This window comes from Pseudomonas sp. SDO5215_S409 (assembly GCF_054071325.1).
In genome coordinates this window covers 1-13,215 of record NZ_JBSVWN010000002.1, presented here as the reverse complement: position 1 = coordinate 13,215, position 13,215 = coordinate 1, and the positions used below count along the sequence as shown (strand labels likewise).

Genomic DNA, 13,215 nt, shown 5'->3' with positions numbered 1-13,215 from the left:
TCAGTTCACTCTGGAGAAGTCAGGCGTCCAAGCCGGGCGCGCCGACGGCGGGCTCGGATCTGAGATTGTGGCGTTGACCATGCCAAGCTTCATTCGGGCAAACATCCGGCCAACCAACGGCCGGCCACCGCGGCTCTCGACGAATACCCAATTTCGGTCTTTCAGCCATTTGCGCTGGTGAGCACGGTGTTTGTAGCCGGTCAGGTCGGCGAGCTCGTCGTCCGACAGGATCTCTGCTTGCATGCCTACCTCCCGCTGCCCGTAGTGGGCGGCGCTGTTTTGATGATCTTCATGTGATGTCCTTGCCGCGCTGGGCGGCAGAAGTTCGCCCGCCGCTCACCGGCAGGCATGTAGGGGGATTGGGGTTAGGCTGTTGCGAACAGATCGAGTTGGTCGGATTCGACCTTCTGCTCTTGCTGCCGGAGCACTTCGAATTCGATGCGCGCCCGGGCGATCGCCGCGTACTGCTCGTCAATCTCACAGCCGATGAACTCGAAGCCTTCGCGCATTGCTGCTTTGCCGGTGCTGCCAGACCCCATGAACGGGTCCAGTGCTACACCGCCGGGCGGCGTCACCAGTCGAAGCAGGTATGCCATCAGGTCGGTAGGTTTGACGGTTGGGTGGTTGTTGCCCTTCGTTTCAGTCGTTTCGACCTTGCGCAGGGTGGTGCCCATCTTGAACTGGGGTCCTGGGTTGACCATACCTTCGTGCCGATCGGTGCGGCTGGTCTTTGCGCAGTAGAAGAAGCGGGCGGCGCTGCCGGTATCCAGCCGGCGATCGCCGGGCCTCATCTGAAAACCAACGATACCGTTATTTTCACTGACTGCACTTGCCTCCATCGCGCGCCCGCGCTTCATCGTTCCGTAACAGTTTTGTCCGGCCCGCTGTGTGTCGCTGGTGCTGGCGGCGGCGAGCTGACCAGGTGCTTCAGGAAACATGGCCAGCACGGCATCACTTCCGTCATGTATAAGATTTGCCGGCCATCTGCCCAAGCAACTGGCCTTGTCGACGTTGGCGGTTACTTTTTTGCCATGGGCCGCTACGTGTTCTGCGTCATGCATCCGGGGCCTCGACCAGCCTTCTGGCTTGGATACTTTTCCGCTCTCATCACCGCCGCCGAGCCGCTCGCCCGTAGGATCAACACGGCAAGCATCGATGTTTAGGGCTCCGGTCCCGTGCTCGGCAACGTTCGATGCGACCGTTCCAGGGAACGGCTTGCGCGCCATGCAGATTGGTTCGTGCGCTGGCTTCAGCGCGGTACCCCATCCAGCGCGATCGCCCTTCAGGTTGTGCGACTTCGGGAAGCCTGAGCCAAAAACCCACATGATCTGGTCGCGGATCTCAAACCCGGCCATTTCAATGCCGACTGCCATGTGGTGGTAAGTGCGCGCAGCGGCGAACGACAGCAGGTGTCCGCCGGGCTTGAGCACTCGCAGGCATTCGGTTGCCCACTCCAGCGTAAAGGCCTGGAAGGCGCGCATGCCTTCGGGCGTCAGGTCATATTTGCCGGCCTCTGCAGCCACTGATCTGTGGCCACCATTCGGACCGCAAGCTGAAGCGTGTGAAGGCATGCTGGCCCGGTAAGCGGCTCGAGCCTCAATGTCTTGTCCATCCCAGCTCTTGCCCATGAAGCGGATGCCGTAGGGCGGATCGGTGACCACGCTGTCGATGCTGTTATCTGGCAGCGTCCGCATCGACTCAATGCAGTCGCCGATCAAAACGCGATGCTGTTTCATGGCCTTGGCCCCTTGTAGATGAAGACGTAGGCGAACCAGAGGGTGGCGATCATGGCGTCACCTCCAGCTTCTGCCATTCCTTGTAGTTGTCAGCGAACTCCCAGCAGTAGGTGGCTGGCCAGGCACCTCGCGTACCCTCATCCACAGCGTTGTATTTCCAGCCACCTTTGGTTGATGTGGTCTTGATCCAAAGGTGCCTAGGGCCTCCCAGGAACCATCCTGGGTATTGGGTAACGGCTTCCGTCATAAACTCGGTGAAGTCGTGGTGCCCTTTGCTCATGACGATGTAGGTGTCGCTTCCAACGCTCTCCACTTCGAGCGGATACTTTTGTTCAGGCATAGCGATTCCTTGCCGCTATAGCGGCTGACTTTGAAGGGGGAGGGGTTTACAAATCAGCAACACTGAATCCGGTGACAGCGGTAAGCCGGTTCACCGAGAATTAACTGCCTGCTCACTTCTGAACCGCGAGAGATCACCCAGTGTCGGTTGCTGGGCTGGCACCTTTTTAGGTGTTGAGGCGGGTTACTTCGATTTGTTGTGTATCGCCAGGCCCTTTACCGCCTTGCTATAGATGAATTTGATCAGGTCCCACGGGATGGTGTGGCTCTGTCCGTATTCACCCTCGCCATCGCAGACTTCACAGCCCTCAGTTGGCTTTTCAAGCTCGCAGCATTCAGGGCATTCGCGGGTGACTTTGAGCTTGAACTCGCCAAGCAGTAGGGCTTTGGCGCCGTTCTCTGCGGTCAAGCTCTTTGGCATGATGTAGTAGCCGTCAGGTACTGCTGGTGACTCCGCTGTTGGCCCGGGCCTGTCACCCCGACACAGCTCCAGGCGCTGCACTGCGTCGAGCGAGCCGTAATCGATTGGAGTGGGTGCCACCGCTACCGGCGCGGGCGGATGGGTGTAGAGCTTGGCAGTGCACCCCATTAGATCTTCATACCCGCCAGGGCTACCCATGCGATGCGAACCGTTGACTACCGGGATTCCCGCTTGGCATCCATCGCACTGATTGCGCAACTGCTCACCCCGTGGCTTTGGCTCTGCGCCGGTGGAGAGGGCGGCCTCGATCTTCGGCACAAGGTCGTGCGCTGGGTCTGTCGAGCCCGCTTCTGGCATTTGGATGTAGCCAAGGTCAATGCCGTTGACGACGAACTGGCGAGCAAGCCGCAACAACCCCTCCAGCAAATCCCGCCGCTCATCCGCCGCATTCAGCAGTTGTTGCAGTGCGTCACGCTCGGCGGTTACGCGGTCGAGTTCGGTCTGGCCCGCATCGGGCGCCACGGCAAGCATGTCGCGATAGGCATCCAGCATGTCGGGATCGTCATAAGTCTGGCGTTTGGAGTACCAGGCCTCAGCGAAAGCAACGATCATGTCGTCGGTAGGGATGAGGGGAACCAGCTTGTATCCAGTGGTCATGAGGATTCCTTGCCGGGCCATGCCCGGGCGGTGGAGTGGGGGATTATTCACAGAGCCCGTAGGCTGAAGAGCAGCTTTTCTGGCTGTCGGTGCGCGCGATGAGGTCGACCATGTCGAACTGGCGGCCGCCGCGGATCGTATTGCTCCAATCGACCATCCGGTCAATGCCGTGCGTGGCAGCGCTGACCTTTTCATCTGACCGGACTGTCGGGTCGGTGACGGTGGCGAAGAACGTTGCCGCGCCGCGCTTGCTGGCAATGCTCACCAGCCGCTCCCACTCACGCACCCGGTCAACTTCCTCTGGCCACCTGGCCGCGATCTGCCGAAGCTCGTCTTTCGCACACATGATGCAGGGCATGCAGCCAACGCGATTGCAGCCCTGCAGGTACAGCGGATTGGGTTTGATGCCGGCGGCCCGGTGAGCCTCAAAGACCGAATCAACCGTCCACTTCAAGATGGGCCTGTAATTGAACAGGCCGCCTCCAACCTCGTCGCACTCAGGCAAGTACTTGCGGGCCGGCGACTCATCGGCACGAACTCCCTGCCAAGACAGCAGCATGTTCTCGCCGTCCATGAGCGGGAGATACACCTGCTCGATGATTGGGTTGCGCTTGAGCTCATCGGTGCAGAAGCGCGCCTTCGTGCTGGGGAAGCGACCTTTCCACAGACACAAGTCCAGGAATGGGTTGCCGGTGGGATGAAGCACTTCCAGAGCGCCCAGCACCACGGATTCCGCCACACCCTTTTCGCGCCACCTTGTCTCGATGAACTTGCGCTTGCCGGCGATCTGCCTGGAAAAGTCTGCCTTCACCCACCGGATGGGGATGCCAGTGGCCTCAGCCAGGTAGTGGATGTAGTCGTATGTCTCTGGATGCTCATGCCCGGTGTCAGCCACTACAGCGCTGAGGTTCGGCACCTCCAGCTCGCGGGCGACCAGCAGCGTAGCCGTGCTGTCTTTACCGCCGCTCATGCTGACGATGTTGTGAGTAGGCATAGGGGACCCTCGCCGCGTATAGTTAGTGGCAAATATGGGGATAAAAATATGAGTTCTGACTCTAAGAGTCGCGTAAGGCTGGCGGTGGTTGCAGCTGTAGCCTTCGCCGGTTTATTTTCTCTGGCACTGTGGCTGCTATTTACTTCGAAGTTCTCAGGTACCGAGTTCACTGCATTCGTTCTGGCATTTGCAGTGCTGGCAGTTGTTGTCGGCTTTGCTCCTGAAATTCAGGAAGTATCCATCGCAGGGAACGTCGTCAAGCTCAAAGAAGTTAAGGCTGAGGCAGTAAGGGCAATTGAGAGTTTGAATAAATCAAGAGTCGAAATGCTTCGTGTATTCTTGTCGTTGACTCTGAAACATTCAGGCGGTTTCGGCAGTAGCGACCTCATTGATCCTCGAGCGTACGCGTTTTGGAATCTTCTTAAATTGATTAGGGAGTATCAGTGCCTCAAGGAGTTAAAGGAAGAACTCTTGATTAACGCAAGAGTTCTTGCCGGAGCTCAATTGCGAAATATTTCTCGTAGAGATATTGATCCGCGAATTATAACTTCTGAAAACATTCCTGACCCAATCGACTTGGCCGCTGTGGCATTCGCTCCTGAAGGTATTGAAGAAGCCGCAGGCCGTACTTCGCCGCGTCCGGAGAATTATCGGGAAGAAATTAAAGAGGCGCTTGTAGAGTATTCCAAGTTTTACGCATTAATCCTTGAAATCGAGAGCCTAAGCTCGGCGCCCTAGCGATCGCGCCTGCCTCGCCGGCTGGCGTGATTCGTTGATATGGGGTATTACGGGTGACCGGCATGGAGCCGGTTTTCTTTGGGAATAGGAAATTCTCTGGCGCATGCTAAAGTGCCACCACTTACCAACTGGGGTTTAGAGATGGTCCAGATAGTTGAAGTCATCGCGGAATTCAAAGCTGACGAATTCATCAACGTGGGACGTGGAACTCGTGCGCGAGTGGTTCGCCTTGATGGTGCGGAGCAATACGGAATCGAGGTTGATGATGTGGTGAGGGGAGTAGCTATACCATCTGGCCTTTTCGATACCGTTGAGGATGCCAAAGCGGCGTTATTTCAATTCTGGGATGAGTGCAATGAAGCACTTCAAAATAATCCTTCATGGATGCAAGTTCGGTAGCAAAACGGTTCTGCTCGATTGCGTACCCTTGCCGGGAGGCGTTGTCGTTGAACAGGGAAGGCGCTGGTGTTTAGCGCCGGAGGGTCATGGGCGATTGTCCGCGCCGCAATTCAGACAGTTGTGTTCAAAGCGTTGCGCGTCACTGATGAACCGACCGCAGCCATCACAATTGAACATCATCATTTTTGACTTCTTCGGCTTGGCCAGCTTGATTCCGGTACCGCGCAGAGCTTCCTTGATGTTCACATCATCGCGCTCGACCAGCCGACGGCTATGTGCGTCGATGTAGGGTTTGGGCCAGACTGCCGCGCCTGATTGACCGAGCTTTCCGATCCAGGTGACGGTGTGGGCCCTCGGCACCACGACAGCCTTCGACAGATCGCTGGTGAATACTCCATCCTCACAAAGCCAAATCAGGTTGTTGCCGTTCCAGCACTGCGGTTTCTGGATGTAAAACTCGGCTGCGTCGGGGTGCTGGTCAAGCGCTTCGCTCAAGGTCACATACTGGCAGTCGACACCCACGCGCGCCCGTGCATCGACGTAGGCCTTGGGCCACGGAATGTCAGTATCGCGGTGATCGCAAGCGCCGTCCCGGGTGAACACCTGGGCCTTGGCCAGATCGGTGACATATCCAGAGCCGTCAAAGCCCCAGAACGACAACCCGTCGCCGACGTAGGCGTGGCTGCGGCTGTCTTGCAGGTAGAACTGATCGTCCATGGATTATCTCCATTCAGGCGCCGCCCTCCGGAGTCCGGTGGTGGCAATTTGGTTTGGGTTGGGGTATTACGGGTGACCGGCATGGAGCCGGATCAGGCGGTGAGGCGTTCGCCAATCACGGTGGTGGTGAACTGAATGGTGTACTCGGTGACCATCTCGAAAGCACCGCCACAGGTATCGCAGGTCATGTTCTTGTCGCCGTAATCTTCAGACTCAATGTGGATGACCGTGGCGCAATGCGGGCATTTGCATTCGTCCTGGCTGCGATAATCCCACTCGTCATAGTCGGTCTCGGCGACCTTGGCCAGCGCGGCGGCTTTCGCAACGGCGTCTTCTGCGTCCTGGCAAGGTTTGCAGGTGAAGCCGTCAGGATGGCCCCATGGCGTTTCTGTGAGCTTCGAGCGATGGGTGCTGCACAGCCGGCAAACGTTGTGCTTATCGCACACCACGTAGCTGTACTTCTCACCGGTTCCGTTGCACTTGGCGCAACCAGAAACCCAGTACCAGGCGTCGTCGATTCGCTCGGCGTACAGGCCGTTTTCCGGGGGGCGCAGGCTGACTTCAGGCAGGTCAGTAGTGGTACGGTGAAATCGGTGATGATCCGCTCCGTTCCACACGTTGAGGCTGCCGTTACGCTGGCGCTGGGTCCACTCGCCCGGGATCTCCGGGATCAGGATCTTGGTGTTCTTGTCCATGGCACTCTCCCTTTAGGCAGCCTTCCGCTGATCCAGCACCAGTTGGCGAGCCGCTTCAAACTCGCTGCCAAGGATCTCGGCGGCGCCTTCGATGTTCTCGTTTCCATCCTCAAGCCTGAGGCCGAGGTTCAGGTAAACAACCCCATCCAGCTCGAAGAACACGCCGCCGCACATCCAGAGGGCGCCAGGGTTAAGGCCGATCGCCTCCCATGCCTCATCCATGTCGATGCTGGCCGGGCAATGCTCATTCCACAGTGCCGACAGGCTCTCATGCTCAACGACTAGGGCGGCGCGCGCTTCCTTTGGCGTTCCTTTCGCAGGCTTGGCGCTGGAGCGGAGCGCGCGGTACCCGTATTGGTCGGGACGGCACCAGTGCACATCCAGTTCGCGGCTATCGCTGATCTTCACGCCGCCGACGTAGCTGCGATTGCCTGAACGCATCGGCGAGGCCGCCCCACCAAAAACCTGGCCAAGCTTGGCGCGCTGGATGTCCCACTCTTTGCGCTTGGCTTCCCATGCGGTGACGGCGCTGACCACTGCAGGGGCGGTGGTCTTGTACATGTAGTTGCTCATGGATTATCTCCAGTCAGGCGCCGCCCTCCGGTTACCGGATGCAGCGAGTAGGGTGGGTTATGCTTCTTCGGCGTCGAGCCGTGATGCTTGGCGCTGGCCGATGGCGTAGAGTTCTGCCGCCACGTTTTCGTTAACTTCTATTTTGTGGCGCGAACGAAGCGCCTCACGCGCACCGTCTTTGCCGAGGGAATGGACATAGCGAAGAGATCCGGCCATCACTGATGCCTGTTCGGTGTCTTCAGTCCAGGCCATGAGGTCGGCGAGCATCTGCTTCTCGCCAGCCCGCACCCGGTGCCGAAGCTCTTCCTCGCCAAGCTCCTTGCGTTTCGCCGCGCTCTTTGCAGATCGCGCTTTCTGATCCATGGCCATGACCCACCTCTTCTATTCCGCTGGCCGGCAGTGCGAGCCAGGTTTGACGTTTGCGTTGCTGAACTCGACGTTTCATCTGAATGCAGGCGCCAATTTCGGGTACTCGATGCTGTATTCCTTGATCAGCCTGTAGAGCAGGGTGGAACTGATCTTTAGGTTGATGCAGCACTGTTGACGACTGACGCCCGCGGCTATGGATTCATTGATTCGAATCACCAGAAACGCATCCCTGATGGCGTCCACCTTGTTCGGCGGACTGGGCTGCTTCGGCCGGATTGGAAAGGTGATCCCGTACCGACCTGCGATACCCTTCAATACACCAAGGGTGATCCCCTCTCTGTCGCAGATGTCGCGTCGACTCATGGTCGGTGCCATTTCTCGGATTCTCGCCACCTGCAGCTCGGTCTCGGTCTTGACCGAGGGGCGATGGAAGGTAGGCGGCTGCTTGAGGCTTTCGATCGATTCAGGCCTTGGCGTGGACTGGCCAGACCTGTCGATCTTGCCGCCAGCCGCCAAGTACTGCGCGACCTGTGCCGCCAGCTCATCCTGTGCCGGGCGCAGGCGTTCCACTTCGTTACGGAGGATGCTGATCATGCAGCTATCCCCAGTACCCGATTCATCCGGTCGTCCAAGATTTCGTAGAAGGTTTTGACTCGCTCCGACAGCTTGCGAATCATCGCTTCGTCCCGGTAGGCGCGCTTGATGAACAGGGGCATACCGGGCCAGTAGCAAATGAAGTCGATCCACTCGCGCTCCGACACCCACAGGCCGCCCTGGCATTGGGCGACGTGTTCTTTTGGAATCTCGCCGGACAGGATCACCTCCACCTGAAACTTCGGCAGCTTGGTTTTGATCTCCGTCAAGCCCCCGGACCCAACCAGCGAGTCAGGCGAATAGCCGGCGCCGTGATTGAGGATGATCGCCACCTGGCTGGTTTCGACTTCCTCGCGCTCCTCATAGAGCTTGCGGGCAACGCCCTCCAGTTCGTGGCCGCGCTCGGTGTGACGGTTGCCCTGGAACGGGTCAGCGGCCTCACCTGTGATGCGCTCACCAATGAGCGTGTTCATGTAGGTGAACGCGCCGGCGCCGAAACCGGCCTCGCCTTTGCCGTTGACCAGCAGGCACTCCAACTCGGAGCAGGTGGCAATGCCCAGGCGCAGTGCCAGCCACTCGGGCGAGCCTTGCTGTACTTCGGTGATGATTTGCATGACTTACTCCTGTGGCCGGCTGGCGGCTTTGCTGATTCGCGCCAAGACGGCATCGAATTCGGATTTGAATACGTTGGCGGCACAGCCGTATTTGGCCTTGAAGTTGTCCTGAAGTACTTGGCTGCACTTTTGCAATAGTGCGTCGAGTTGGGCGGCCTGCCCGGCGGTGATCACAGGCTCAGGAGTCGGTTCAGGACCAGCGCCATTTCCGTCGTCGTCCTCGTTGGTCAGGACAACGTTGAAAATCATCATCGTCAGGTAGCGACGGGCGTAACTGAAGGTAGACCCTGCCGCATGAACGCCGGTCTTGTTCACGCTGCCTTTGATTCCCGCAGAGTCGATAGGAAGGTCGACGTGATAAGTCTTTGTATGTCCAGCCTCATGCATGCAGTCGCAGATAGTGCGTATATGTCCAACTAGTGGGCTATCTCCAGTGCCAAACGACAGCGAAAACCCGTGAAGCGTGTAGACCGGTGAAATCTTGCGATCAATCGACTCAAGCGCGGCATAGGCGCTGCTTGTTTGAGTGTTGAATTTGTCACGAAATACCGGGCCTATTTCAGCTTGGGCGCGGACCATAGCGGCGTTGAAGGCTGCCGCCGCCGTACGATCCGTGTGGCGCTCGTACATCTCCATCATCTTCTGCATTTTGTCTGCATCGAACGCCGGATCGGTCGCGGCCCGCTGGATCATTGTCAGCATCGCGGTTGATTCGTTGGTGGCCGCCGGGCTGGCGACCTGCCGAGCTTCGGTGCGCTCGGCCAGGGCTGCGTTAGTCATGACGACCTCAATAGGAAATAGTGATAGCTGGGATCTTGCGCTGGGCAATCAACTTGACTGCCTGCTTGGCGCATTCCTCTGGCATGCCGCCAGCGATGAAGGCTTCCAGGGCAGTGCGATTGATGGTCCGGCGATGCGCTTCGTCGCGCTCGCGCATCTCTTGCTGACGGACAATTTCGGCGGCGGCTGCATCAGCTCGTCGGCGCTCATCTTTGCGGGCTTGCTCGGCAGCCTCTTCTTGGCGGCGAATGGCTGCGACGCGCTCCTGCTCTGCGCGCTGTTCTGCGGCTATCCGGCTGGACTCGGCCTGTGCCGCTGCTACGCGGGCCTGTTCGGCTTGTAGCTCCAGTTGCAGGCGTTGGCGCTCGGCAGCGGCCTCGGCATCCAGTACGGCCTGTGCGGCGGCGCGTTGAGTGGCGGCGGCCTGGTCCAGCAGTTCCTGTTCGCGCCGTGCAGCGGCTTCGCGCTCGGCCTGGGCCTGCTGTTCGGCCTGTAGCCGGGCCTGCTCGGCGGCGACTCGGGCAATTTCTGCATCGCGCTCGCGTTGGGCCTGAGCTTCTGCCTCGGCACGCAACCGGACCAGTTCGGCCTGCTCAGCCTCGTATTGTTCGCGCTTCACTAGGGCTGCACGCAGCGCTTCTAGGGTTTCAGCCTTCAAGCGCAGCGCCTCGGCCTCATAGTCGCCAAGCCACTCTCCGTCAATCACGATACCTTCAAAGGCGCCGATGCTGATTTTCAGGTATTCGGAGTCGGCTGTGCTGATAGTCAGCGGGTCAAGGCGTAGCTCACCAACCCACGCTTCGATCTCGCGCTTCTTTGCAGCCTCAACCGCCTCCCAGTCAGTCAGAGGCTTGCGCGTCTCGTCGCGCAGAGCATCCATAGCGTCGACGAACTCGCGTAGCTCAGCCTCGACCACCTTCGGCATTTCCTTCAGGCGTTTCAGGTAGTCGCGGCCGGGTGTCTCGACCGCCTTTTTGGACTTGCTTACCGTTGCGGCCAGGGATGCAATGCGAGCGCGGCCTTTCGCCGTGGTCAGATCAGGCACCTCGCCGGTGACTTCTGCCTTAACGGCCTCGAAGAACTGGCCTAGGCCGCCAGCTACGTAGATGGCCGGCGCGTTGTCGGCGCTGATGTCGTCGATGGTGATGACTTGCTGTTGTGCGGACACGGTGACTCCCTGCCGCGATGCTCGCAGCGATTGAAGGTGTTGGTTATTGAGTGATTCGGTCAGCGAGGGCGCTGAGCAACATCAGGAGGGTGCAAACGGATAGGGCGGTGAAGGAGCCGCGCCAGATGAGTAGGCGCCTGGTGCGCTGGTGGGTAGTCACGGCCGAGCCCTTACCGCGACTCGGCCGCCCTTGATGGCGGAAACAATCTCCGGTGGCAGCTTCGAAACAGGAAGATCGCGCGGTAGGCCTGCACCCAGAATGGTTAGGCTGCGTTCGATCTCGGCGATCTGCTCGTCGATCAGTGATTTAACCGGTGCGGTGGTCATGCAGCCTCCTTGCGCGCAACCTTGTTCAGGCGTGCGCAGTAGTGGTCGAATTCCTTGAGGGTGATGGTTTGGTCGATCAGGAACTGGGTGATCAGCCGCTGAACGATCAATGCCTCCGCCTGGGTGCTGGAGGCATGCGCCAAGCTTTCGAGCGCTTCGTCGATCAGGATGTGGGCGCTCATAGGTCGGCATCCACGTCGTCTTCTGCTTCTTCCCGCTCTGCTGCAACCGCGTCGACGGCGTAGGGCTTGAGCATCTCTATGGCGATCCGCTCGGCGGCTTCGATGGGGCGCTGTTCGCCCATCAGGTCTGCGGCGTGGCCGCGTGAATCCGCTTGGCTGCCAAGGATTGAGGACAGGAACAGCCGAGCAAGTGAGTCGCGCTGGTCCAGGCCGTCGATCTGGCGCTGGTTCAGGTGTCCTTGCAGGTAAGTGCAGAACCGGTCAAACGTCACAACCTGCGGCTGGCCGTGGCGGCGCTTCCACTTGATGTCCATCCCGCACACCAACTGTTCCGCCGAATGCTCAAGCCACTCCCGTTCCGGATTCGCCTCGCTGACCTCTGGAGGCAACTGAGCGTCGTAACGCTCCTGGCAAATATTCAATGCTGCGCTCATGGTCGCCTCCAGTGTTCCAGGTCCAGCCACAGGTAATCGACGTGCTGCCCGGGCCCGTGCTGGGCGTAGACGCGGTCGCGGTGTTTGAGGTTGACGTGCAGCTTTGCCTTTTTCCGCTTGGGCCAGGCACTGCCGCAGATCCTGCAAACGTGAGCTACAAGCTCTTCGGCCATGGCTACCTCCGGTGTTTGGGGTTAGGCGATAACGATTGCCGCCAAATGCGCTTGGCAGTCCCGCACGCGGTCGGAGGCTGTTTGAAGCTCAGCACCAAGAGCCTTGAGGGCGCCCAGGTGAATCATTTCCCGACCACGAATCAGCTTTCCCTGGTAAGTGCGGCTGTCGCAGGTGGATACCGCCACAGTCACGCCGTTTACGGTGACCGAATAGCCTTGCTGCCCGGCATGACCGCGAACGGTTGCGAGTCGTTCGGACGCCATCTGATGGGATTTTTCGGCCGACTCCAGAGCCTTTACCGCCTCTGTGATCGCCTCCGTGTATTTGCTCATGACTTGCTCCAGTGGTGGGTTCACCTGTATTCGTCAACACTCATGCCTCCCGCTGGTTGCCGATGGGCGCGGGGGAGGAGTGCTGACGGGTAGAGGCGCGTAAAAAAGCCCGAACATTGCCCGGGCTTTCGGTGCGACACATAGACCTCCCTACGTGACGCTGGGGTGGCGGTGAGCGCCGGTTGATTGTGTTCACATGGCTGCCAATCCTCCGTTGTTCGCTCACTGGGAAGGCAGTGGCCACCTATAGAATGGGTTGCCGGTCTTTCCCGACTGTCACGGCGCTTGTGCCAGATCAAGGTAGCTCGCCAATACCAGGTTGGCGCTGACCCTGCGCAATGCGGGTTGAGCTATTCGCCGGTTGGTGCAGATGACCGGAGCTGATCCCGGCACGACTATTAGCGGCCTTAGTGACACCGGAGTTTCACCGGGGCGAAGGTTTCAGCCGCTTATTCTTGGACTCGCCGTGGCCATCTGGGCGCTTACTCACTCTACCGGCCACGATTCCCGCGATCCCTCAGGTCTTACACTTGCCCGTCAGCCCGGGCATTCATCTGCTTGTTGCGGTGATGCAGGTGGGCGGTTATAGGCCGCAGTTTCGTCCGCATCGGATATAGCTCGAATCCCTCCGAGTGTTGCCCGTCTACGCCGCGACAAGATCCGCTCAGGCTCGGGACAAGGTGGCCACCCTGCTATCAAGCAGAAGGCCGAGCTATATCCGATGCGCTCTCATAGAGAGGATCGGGCAGTTAACGACAGGCTGTCGTGGCGCTGGTTGTCCTATTCGGCATCCTGCTCAAGCCAGGCAATATGTGGCGCCTCTTTGCGAAGCGCGAAATACTCGACCTGGACCTTGGCGCTGTTGATCATCTTGCCGCCCAGGTTTGCCAGCTCGGATGCGTCTTTGGCGTTGATTTGGCGGATTCAACCGGTCGTCGCAACACTGGATTGTTGTACAGACTTTAGATACTC

At 59.1% G+C, this 13,215-nt stretch carries 20 protein-coding genes; 2 read left to right on the top strand and 18 right to left on the bottom strand.

The window, feature by feature from the left end:
* From ACW9H9_RS00865 to ACW9H9_RS00845, 5 genes are all read right to left on the bottom strand, one after another.
* A complete protein-coding gene (locus tag ACW9H9_RS00865; protein WP_457341116.1) occupies positions 1-243 on the bottom strand; it encodes a DUF4224 domain-containing protein in 243 nt (80 codons plus the stop codon).
* A gap of 122 nt (positions 244-365) precedes the next feature.
* Positions 366-1,736, bottom strand: a complete 1,371-nt coding sequence (locus ACW9H9_RS00860; protein ID WP_457341115.1) for a DNA-methyltransferase — start codon at positions 1,734-1,736, stop codon at positions 366-368.
* A gap of 49 nt (positions 1,737-1,785) precedes the next feature.
* Positions 1,786-2,076, bottom strand: a complete 291-nt coding sequence (locus tag ACW9H9_RS00855) for a hypothetical protein (RefSeq protein WP_457341114.1) — start codon at positions 2,074-2,076, stop codon at positions 1,786-1,788.
* 183 nt (positions 2,077-2,259) lie between these two features.
* On the bottom strand, positions 2,260-3,153 hold the full coding sequence (locus ACW9H9_RS00850) for a hypothetical protein (RefSeq protein WP_457341113.1): 894 nt from the start codon (positions 3,151-3,153) through the stop codon (positions 2,260-2,262).
* Positions 3,154-3,196: 43 nt separating this feature from the next.
* Positions 3,197-4,147 carry a phosphoadenosine phosphosulfate reductase domain-containing protein gene (locus tag ACW9H9_RS00845; RefSeq protein WP_457341112.1) on the bottom strand — a complete coding sequence of 317 codons (951 nt, stop codon included), beginning with the start codon at positions 4,145-4,147 and terminating at the stop codon, positions 3,197-3,199.
* Positions 4,148-4,195: 48 nt separating this feature from the next.
* Here ACW9H9_RS00845 and ACW9H9_RS00840 point away from each other — a divergent pair, with 48 nt between their 5' ends.
* Together ACW9H9_RS00840 and ACW9H9_RS00835 are read left to right on the top strand one after the other, a co-directional pair.
* Complete coding sequence (locus ACW9H9_RS00840; protein WP_457341111.1) at positions 4,196-4,885, top strand: hypothetical protein; 690 nt, start codon at positions 4,196-4,198, stop codon at positions 4,883-4,885.
* A 141-nt stretch (positions 4,886-5,026) separates the two neighbouring features.
* On the top strand, positions 5,027-5,284 hold the full coding sequence (locus ACW9H9_RS00835; RefSeq protein WP_457341110.1) for a hypothetical protein: 258 nt from the start codon (positions 5,027-5,029) through the stop codon (positions 5,282-5,284).
* An 84-nt stretch (positions 5,285-5,368) separates the two neighbouring features.
* On the opposite strand, the gene ACW9H9_RS00830 is transcribed toward ACW9H9_RS00835, so the two are convergent.
* From ACW9H9_RS00830 to ACW9H9_RS00770, 13 genes are all read right to left on the bottom strand, one after another.
* Positions 5,369-6,001, bottom strand: coding sequence for a hypothetical protein (locus ACW9H9_RS00830; RefSeq protein ID WP_457341109.1), 633 nt, complete (start codon positions 5,999-6,001; stop codon positions 5,369-5,371).
* Between the two features lie 92 nt (positions 6,002-6,093).
* The gene (locus ACW9H9_RS00825) at positions 6,094-6,696 is read right to left on the bottom strand and encodes a hypothetical protein (RefSeq protein ID WP_457341108.1); all 603 of its coding nucleotides are present in this window, start codon (positions 6,694-6,696) and stop codon (positions 6,094-6,096) included.
* Between the two features lie 12 nt (positions 6,697-6,708).
* Positions 6,709-7,269, bottom strand: coding sequence for a hypothetical protein (locus tag ACW9H9_RS00820; RefSeq protein WP_457341107.1), 561 nt, complete (start codon positions 7,267-7,269; stop codon positions 6,709-6,711).
* Positions 7,270-7,326: 57 nt separating this feature from the next.
* The gene (locus ACW9H9_RS00815; RefSeq protein WP_457341106.1) at positions 7,327-7,638 is read right to left on the bottom strand and encodes a hypothetical protein; all 312 of its coding nucleotides are present in this window, start codon (positions 7,636-7,638) and stop codon (positions 7,327-7,329) included.
* Positions 7,639-7,710: 72 nt separating this feature from the next.
* A complete protein-coding gene (locus tag ACW9H9_RS00810; RefSeq protein WP_457341105.1) occupies positions 7,711-8,232 on the bottom strand; it encodes a hypothetical protein in 522 nt (173 codons plus the stop codon).
* Positions 8,229-8,846 (bottom strand): lambda exonuclease family protein, encoded by a 618-nt coding sequence (locus ACW9H9_RS00805; protein WP_457341104.1) that lies wholly within the window; start codon positions 8,844-8,846, stop codon positions 8,229-8,231. Before ACW9H9_RS00805 ends, ACW9H9_RS00810 begins: the two co-directional genes overlap by 4 nt.
* 3 nt (positions 8,847-8,849) lie before the next feature.
* Positions 8,850-9,626, bottom strand: coding sequence for an ERF family protein (locus tag ACW9H9_RS00800; RefSeq protein ID WP_457341103.1), 777 nt, complete (start codon positions 9,624-9,626; stop codon positions 8,850-8,852).
* 7 nt (positions 9,627-9,633) lie between these two features.
* Positions 9,634-10,794, bottom strand: a complete 1,161-nt coding sequence (locus ACW9H9_RS00795) for a hypothetical protein (protein ID WP_457341102.1) — start codon at positions 10,792-10,794, stop codon at positions 9,634-9,636.
* Positions 10,795-10,950: 156 nt separating this feature from the next.
* Positions 10,951-11,121: a hypothetical protein gene (locus ACW9H9_RS00790; protein WP_457341101.1), complete on the bottom strand. Its 171-nt coding sequence runs from the start codon at positions 11,119-11,121 to the stop codon at positions 10,951-10,953.
* The gene (locus ACW9H9_RS00785) at positions 11,118-11,303 is read right to left on the bottom strand and encodes a hypothetical protein (RefSeq protein ID WP_457341100.1); all 186 of its coding nucleotides are present in this window, start codon (positions 11,301-11,303) and stop codon (positions 11,118-11,120) included. Before ACW9H9_RS00785 ends, ACW9H9_RS00790 begins: the two co-directional genes overlap by 4 nt.
* Complete coding sequence (locus tag ACW9H9_RS00780; RefSeq protein WP_457341099.1) at positions 11,300-11,737, bottom strand: hypothetical protein; 438 nt, start codon at positions 11,735-11,737, stop codon at positions 11,300-11,302. The genes ACW9H9_RS00785 and ACW9H9_RS00780 overlap by 4 nt, the downstream gene beginning before the upstream one ends.
* On the bottom strand, positions 11,734-11,910 hold the full coding sequence (locus ACW9H9_RS00775; protein ID WP_169355393.1) for a hypothetical protein: 177 nt from the start codon (positions 11,908-11,910) through the stop codon (positions 11,734-11,736). The genes ACW9H9_RS00780 and ACW9H9_RS00775 overlap by 4 nt, the downstream gene beginning before the upstream one ends.
* A gap of 21 nt (positions 11,911-11,931) precedes the next feature.
* On the bottom strand, positions 11,932-12,243 hold the full coding sequence (locus ACW9H9_RS00770; protein WP_457341098.1) for a hypothetical protein: 312 nt from the start codon (positions 12,241-12,243) through the stop codon (positions 11,932-11,934).
* Positions 12,244-13,215: the final 972 nt, after the last annotated feature.

Excerpts from the sequence above, each read along its gene's own strand:
- ACW9H9_RS00845 (WP_457341112.1), bottom strand. The coding sequence starts at position 4,147 with ATGCCTACTCACAACATCGTCAGCATGAGCGGCGGTAAAGACAGCACG.
- ACW9H9_RS00805 (WP_457341104.1), bottom strand. The coding sequence starts at position 8,846 with ATGCAAATCATCACCGAAGTACAGCAAGGCTCGCCCGAGTGGCTGGCA.
- ACW9H9_RS00865 (WP_457341116.1), bottom strand. The coding sequence starts at position 243 with ATGCAAGCAGAGATCCTGTCGGACGACGAGCTCGCCGACCTGACCGGC.
- ACW9H9_RS00830 (WP_457341109.1), bottom strand. The coding sequence starts at position 6,001 with ATGGACGATCAGTTCTACCTGCAAGACAGCCGCAGCCACGCCTACGTC.
- ACW9H9_RS00770 (WP_457341098.1), bottom strand. The coding sequence starts at position 12,243 with ATGAGCAAATACACGGAGGCGATCACAGAGGCGGTAAAGGCTCTGGAG.
- ACW9H9_RS00855 (WP_457341114.1), bottom strand. The coding sequence starts at position 2,076 with ATGCCTGAACAAAAGTATCCGCTCGAAGTGGAGAGCGTTGGAAGCGAC.
- ACW9H9_RS00785 (WP_457341100.1), bottom strand. The coding sequence starts at position 11,303 with ATGAGCGCCCACATCCTGATCGACGAAGCGCTCGAAAGCTTGGCGCAT.
- ACW9H9_RS00840 (WP_457341111.1), top strand. The coding sequence starts at position 4,196 with ATGAGTTCTGACTCTAAGAGTCGCGTAAGGCTGGCGGTGGTTGCAGCT.
- ACW9H9_RS00790 (WP_457341101.1), bottom strand. The coding sequence starts at position 11,121 with ATGACCACCGCACCGGTTAAATCACTGATCGACGAGCAGATCGCCGAG.
- ACW9H9_RS00860 (WP_457341115.1), bottom strand. The coding sequence starts at position 1,736 with ATGAAACAGCATCGCGTTTTGATCGGCGACTGCATTGAGTCGATGCGG.
- ACW9H9_RS00810 (WP_457341105.1), bottom strand. The coding sequence starts at position 8,232 with ATGATCAGCATCCTCCGTAACGAAGTGGAACGCCTGCGCCCGGCACAG.
- ACW9H9_RS00835 (WP_457341110.1), top strand. The coding sequence starts at position 5,027 with ATGGTCCAGATAGTTGAAGTCATCGCGGAATTCAAAGCTGACGAATTC.
- ACW9H9_RS00775 (WP_169355393.1), bottom strand. The coding sequence starts at position 11,910 with ATGGCCGAAGAGCTTGTAGCTCACGTTTGCAGGATCTGCGGCAGTGCC.
- ACW9H9_RS00850 (WP_457341113.1), bottom strand. The coding sequence starts at position 3,153 with ATGACCACTGGATACAAGCTGGTTCCCCTCATCCCTACCGACGACATG.
- ACW9H9_RS00820 (WP_457341107.1), bottom strand. The coding sequence starts at position 7,269 with ATGAGCAACTACATGTACAAGACCACCGCCCCTGCAGTGGTCAGCGCC.
- ACW9H9_RS00780 (WP_457341099.1), bottom strand. The coding sequence starts at position 11,737 with ATGAGCGCAGCATTGAATATTTGCCAGGAGCGTTACGACGCTCAGTTG.
- ACW9H9_RS00815 (WP_457341106.1), bottom strand. The coding sequence starts at position 7,638 with ATGGCCATGGATCAGAAAGCGCGATCTGCAAAGAGCGCGGCGAAACGC.
- ACW9H9_RS00800 (WP_457341103.1), bottom strand. The coding sequence starts at position 9,626 with ATGACTAACGCAGCCCTGGCCGAGCGCACCGAAGCTCGGCAGGTCGCC.
- ACW9H9_RS00825 (WP_457341108.1), bottom strand. The coding sequence starts at position 6,696 with ATGGACAAGAACACCAAGATCCTGATCCCGGAGATCCCGGGCGAGTGG.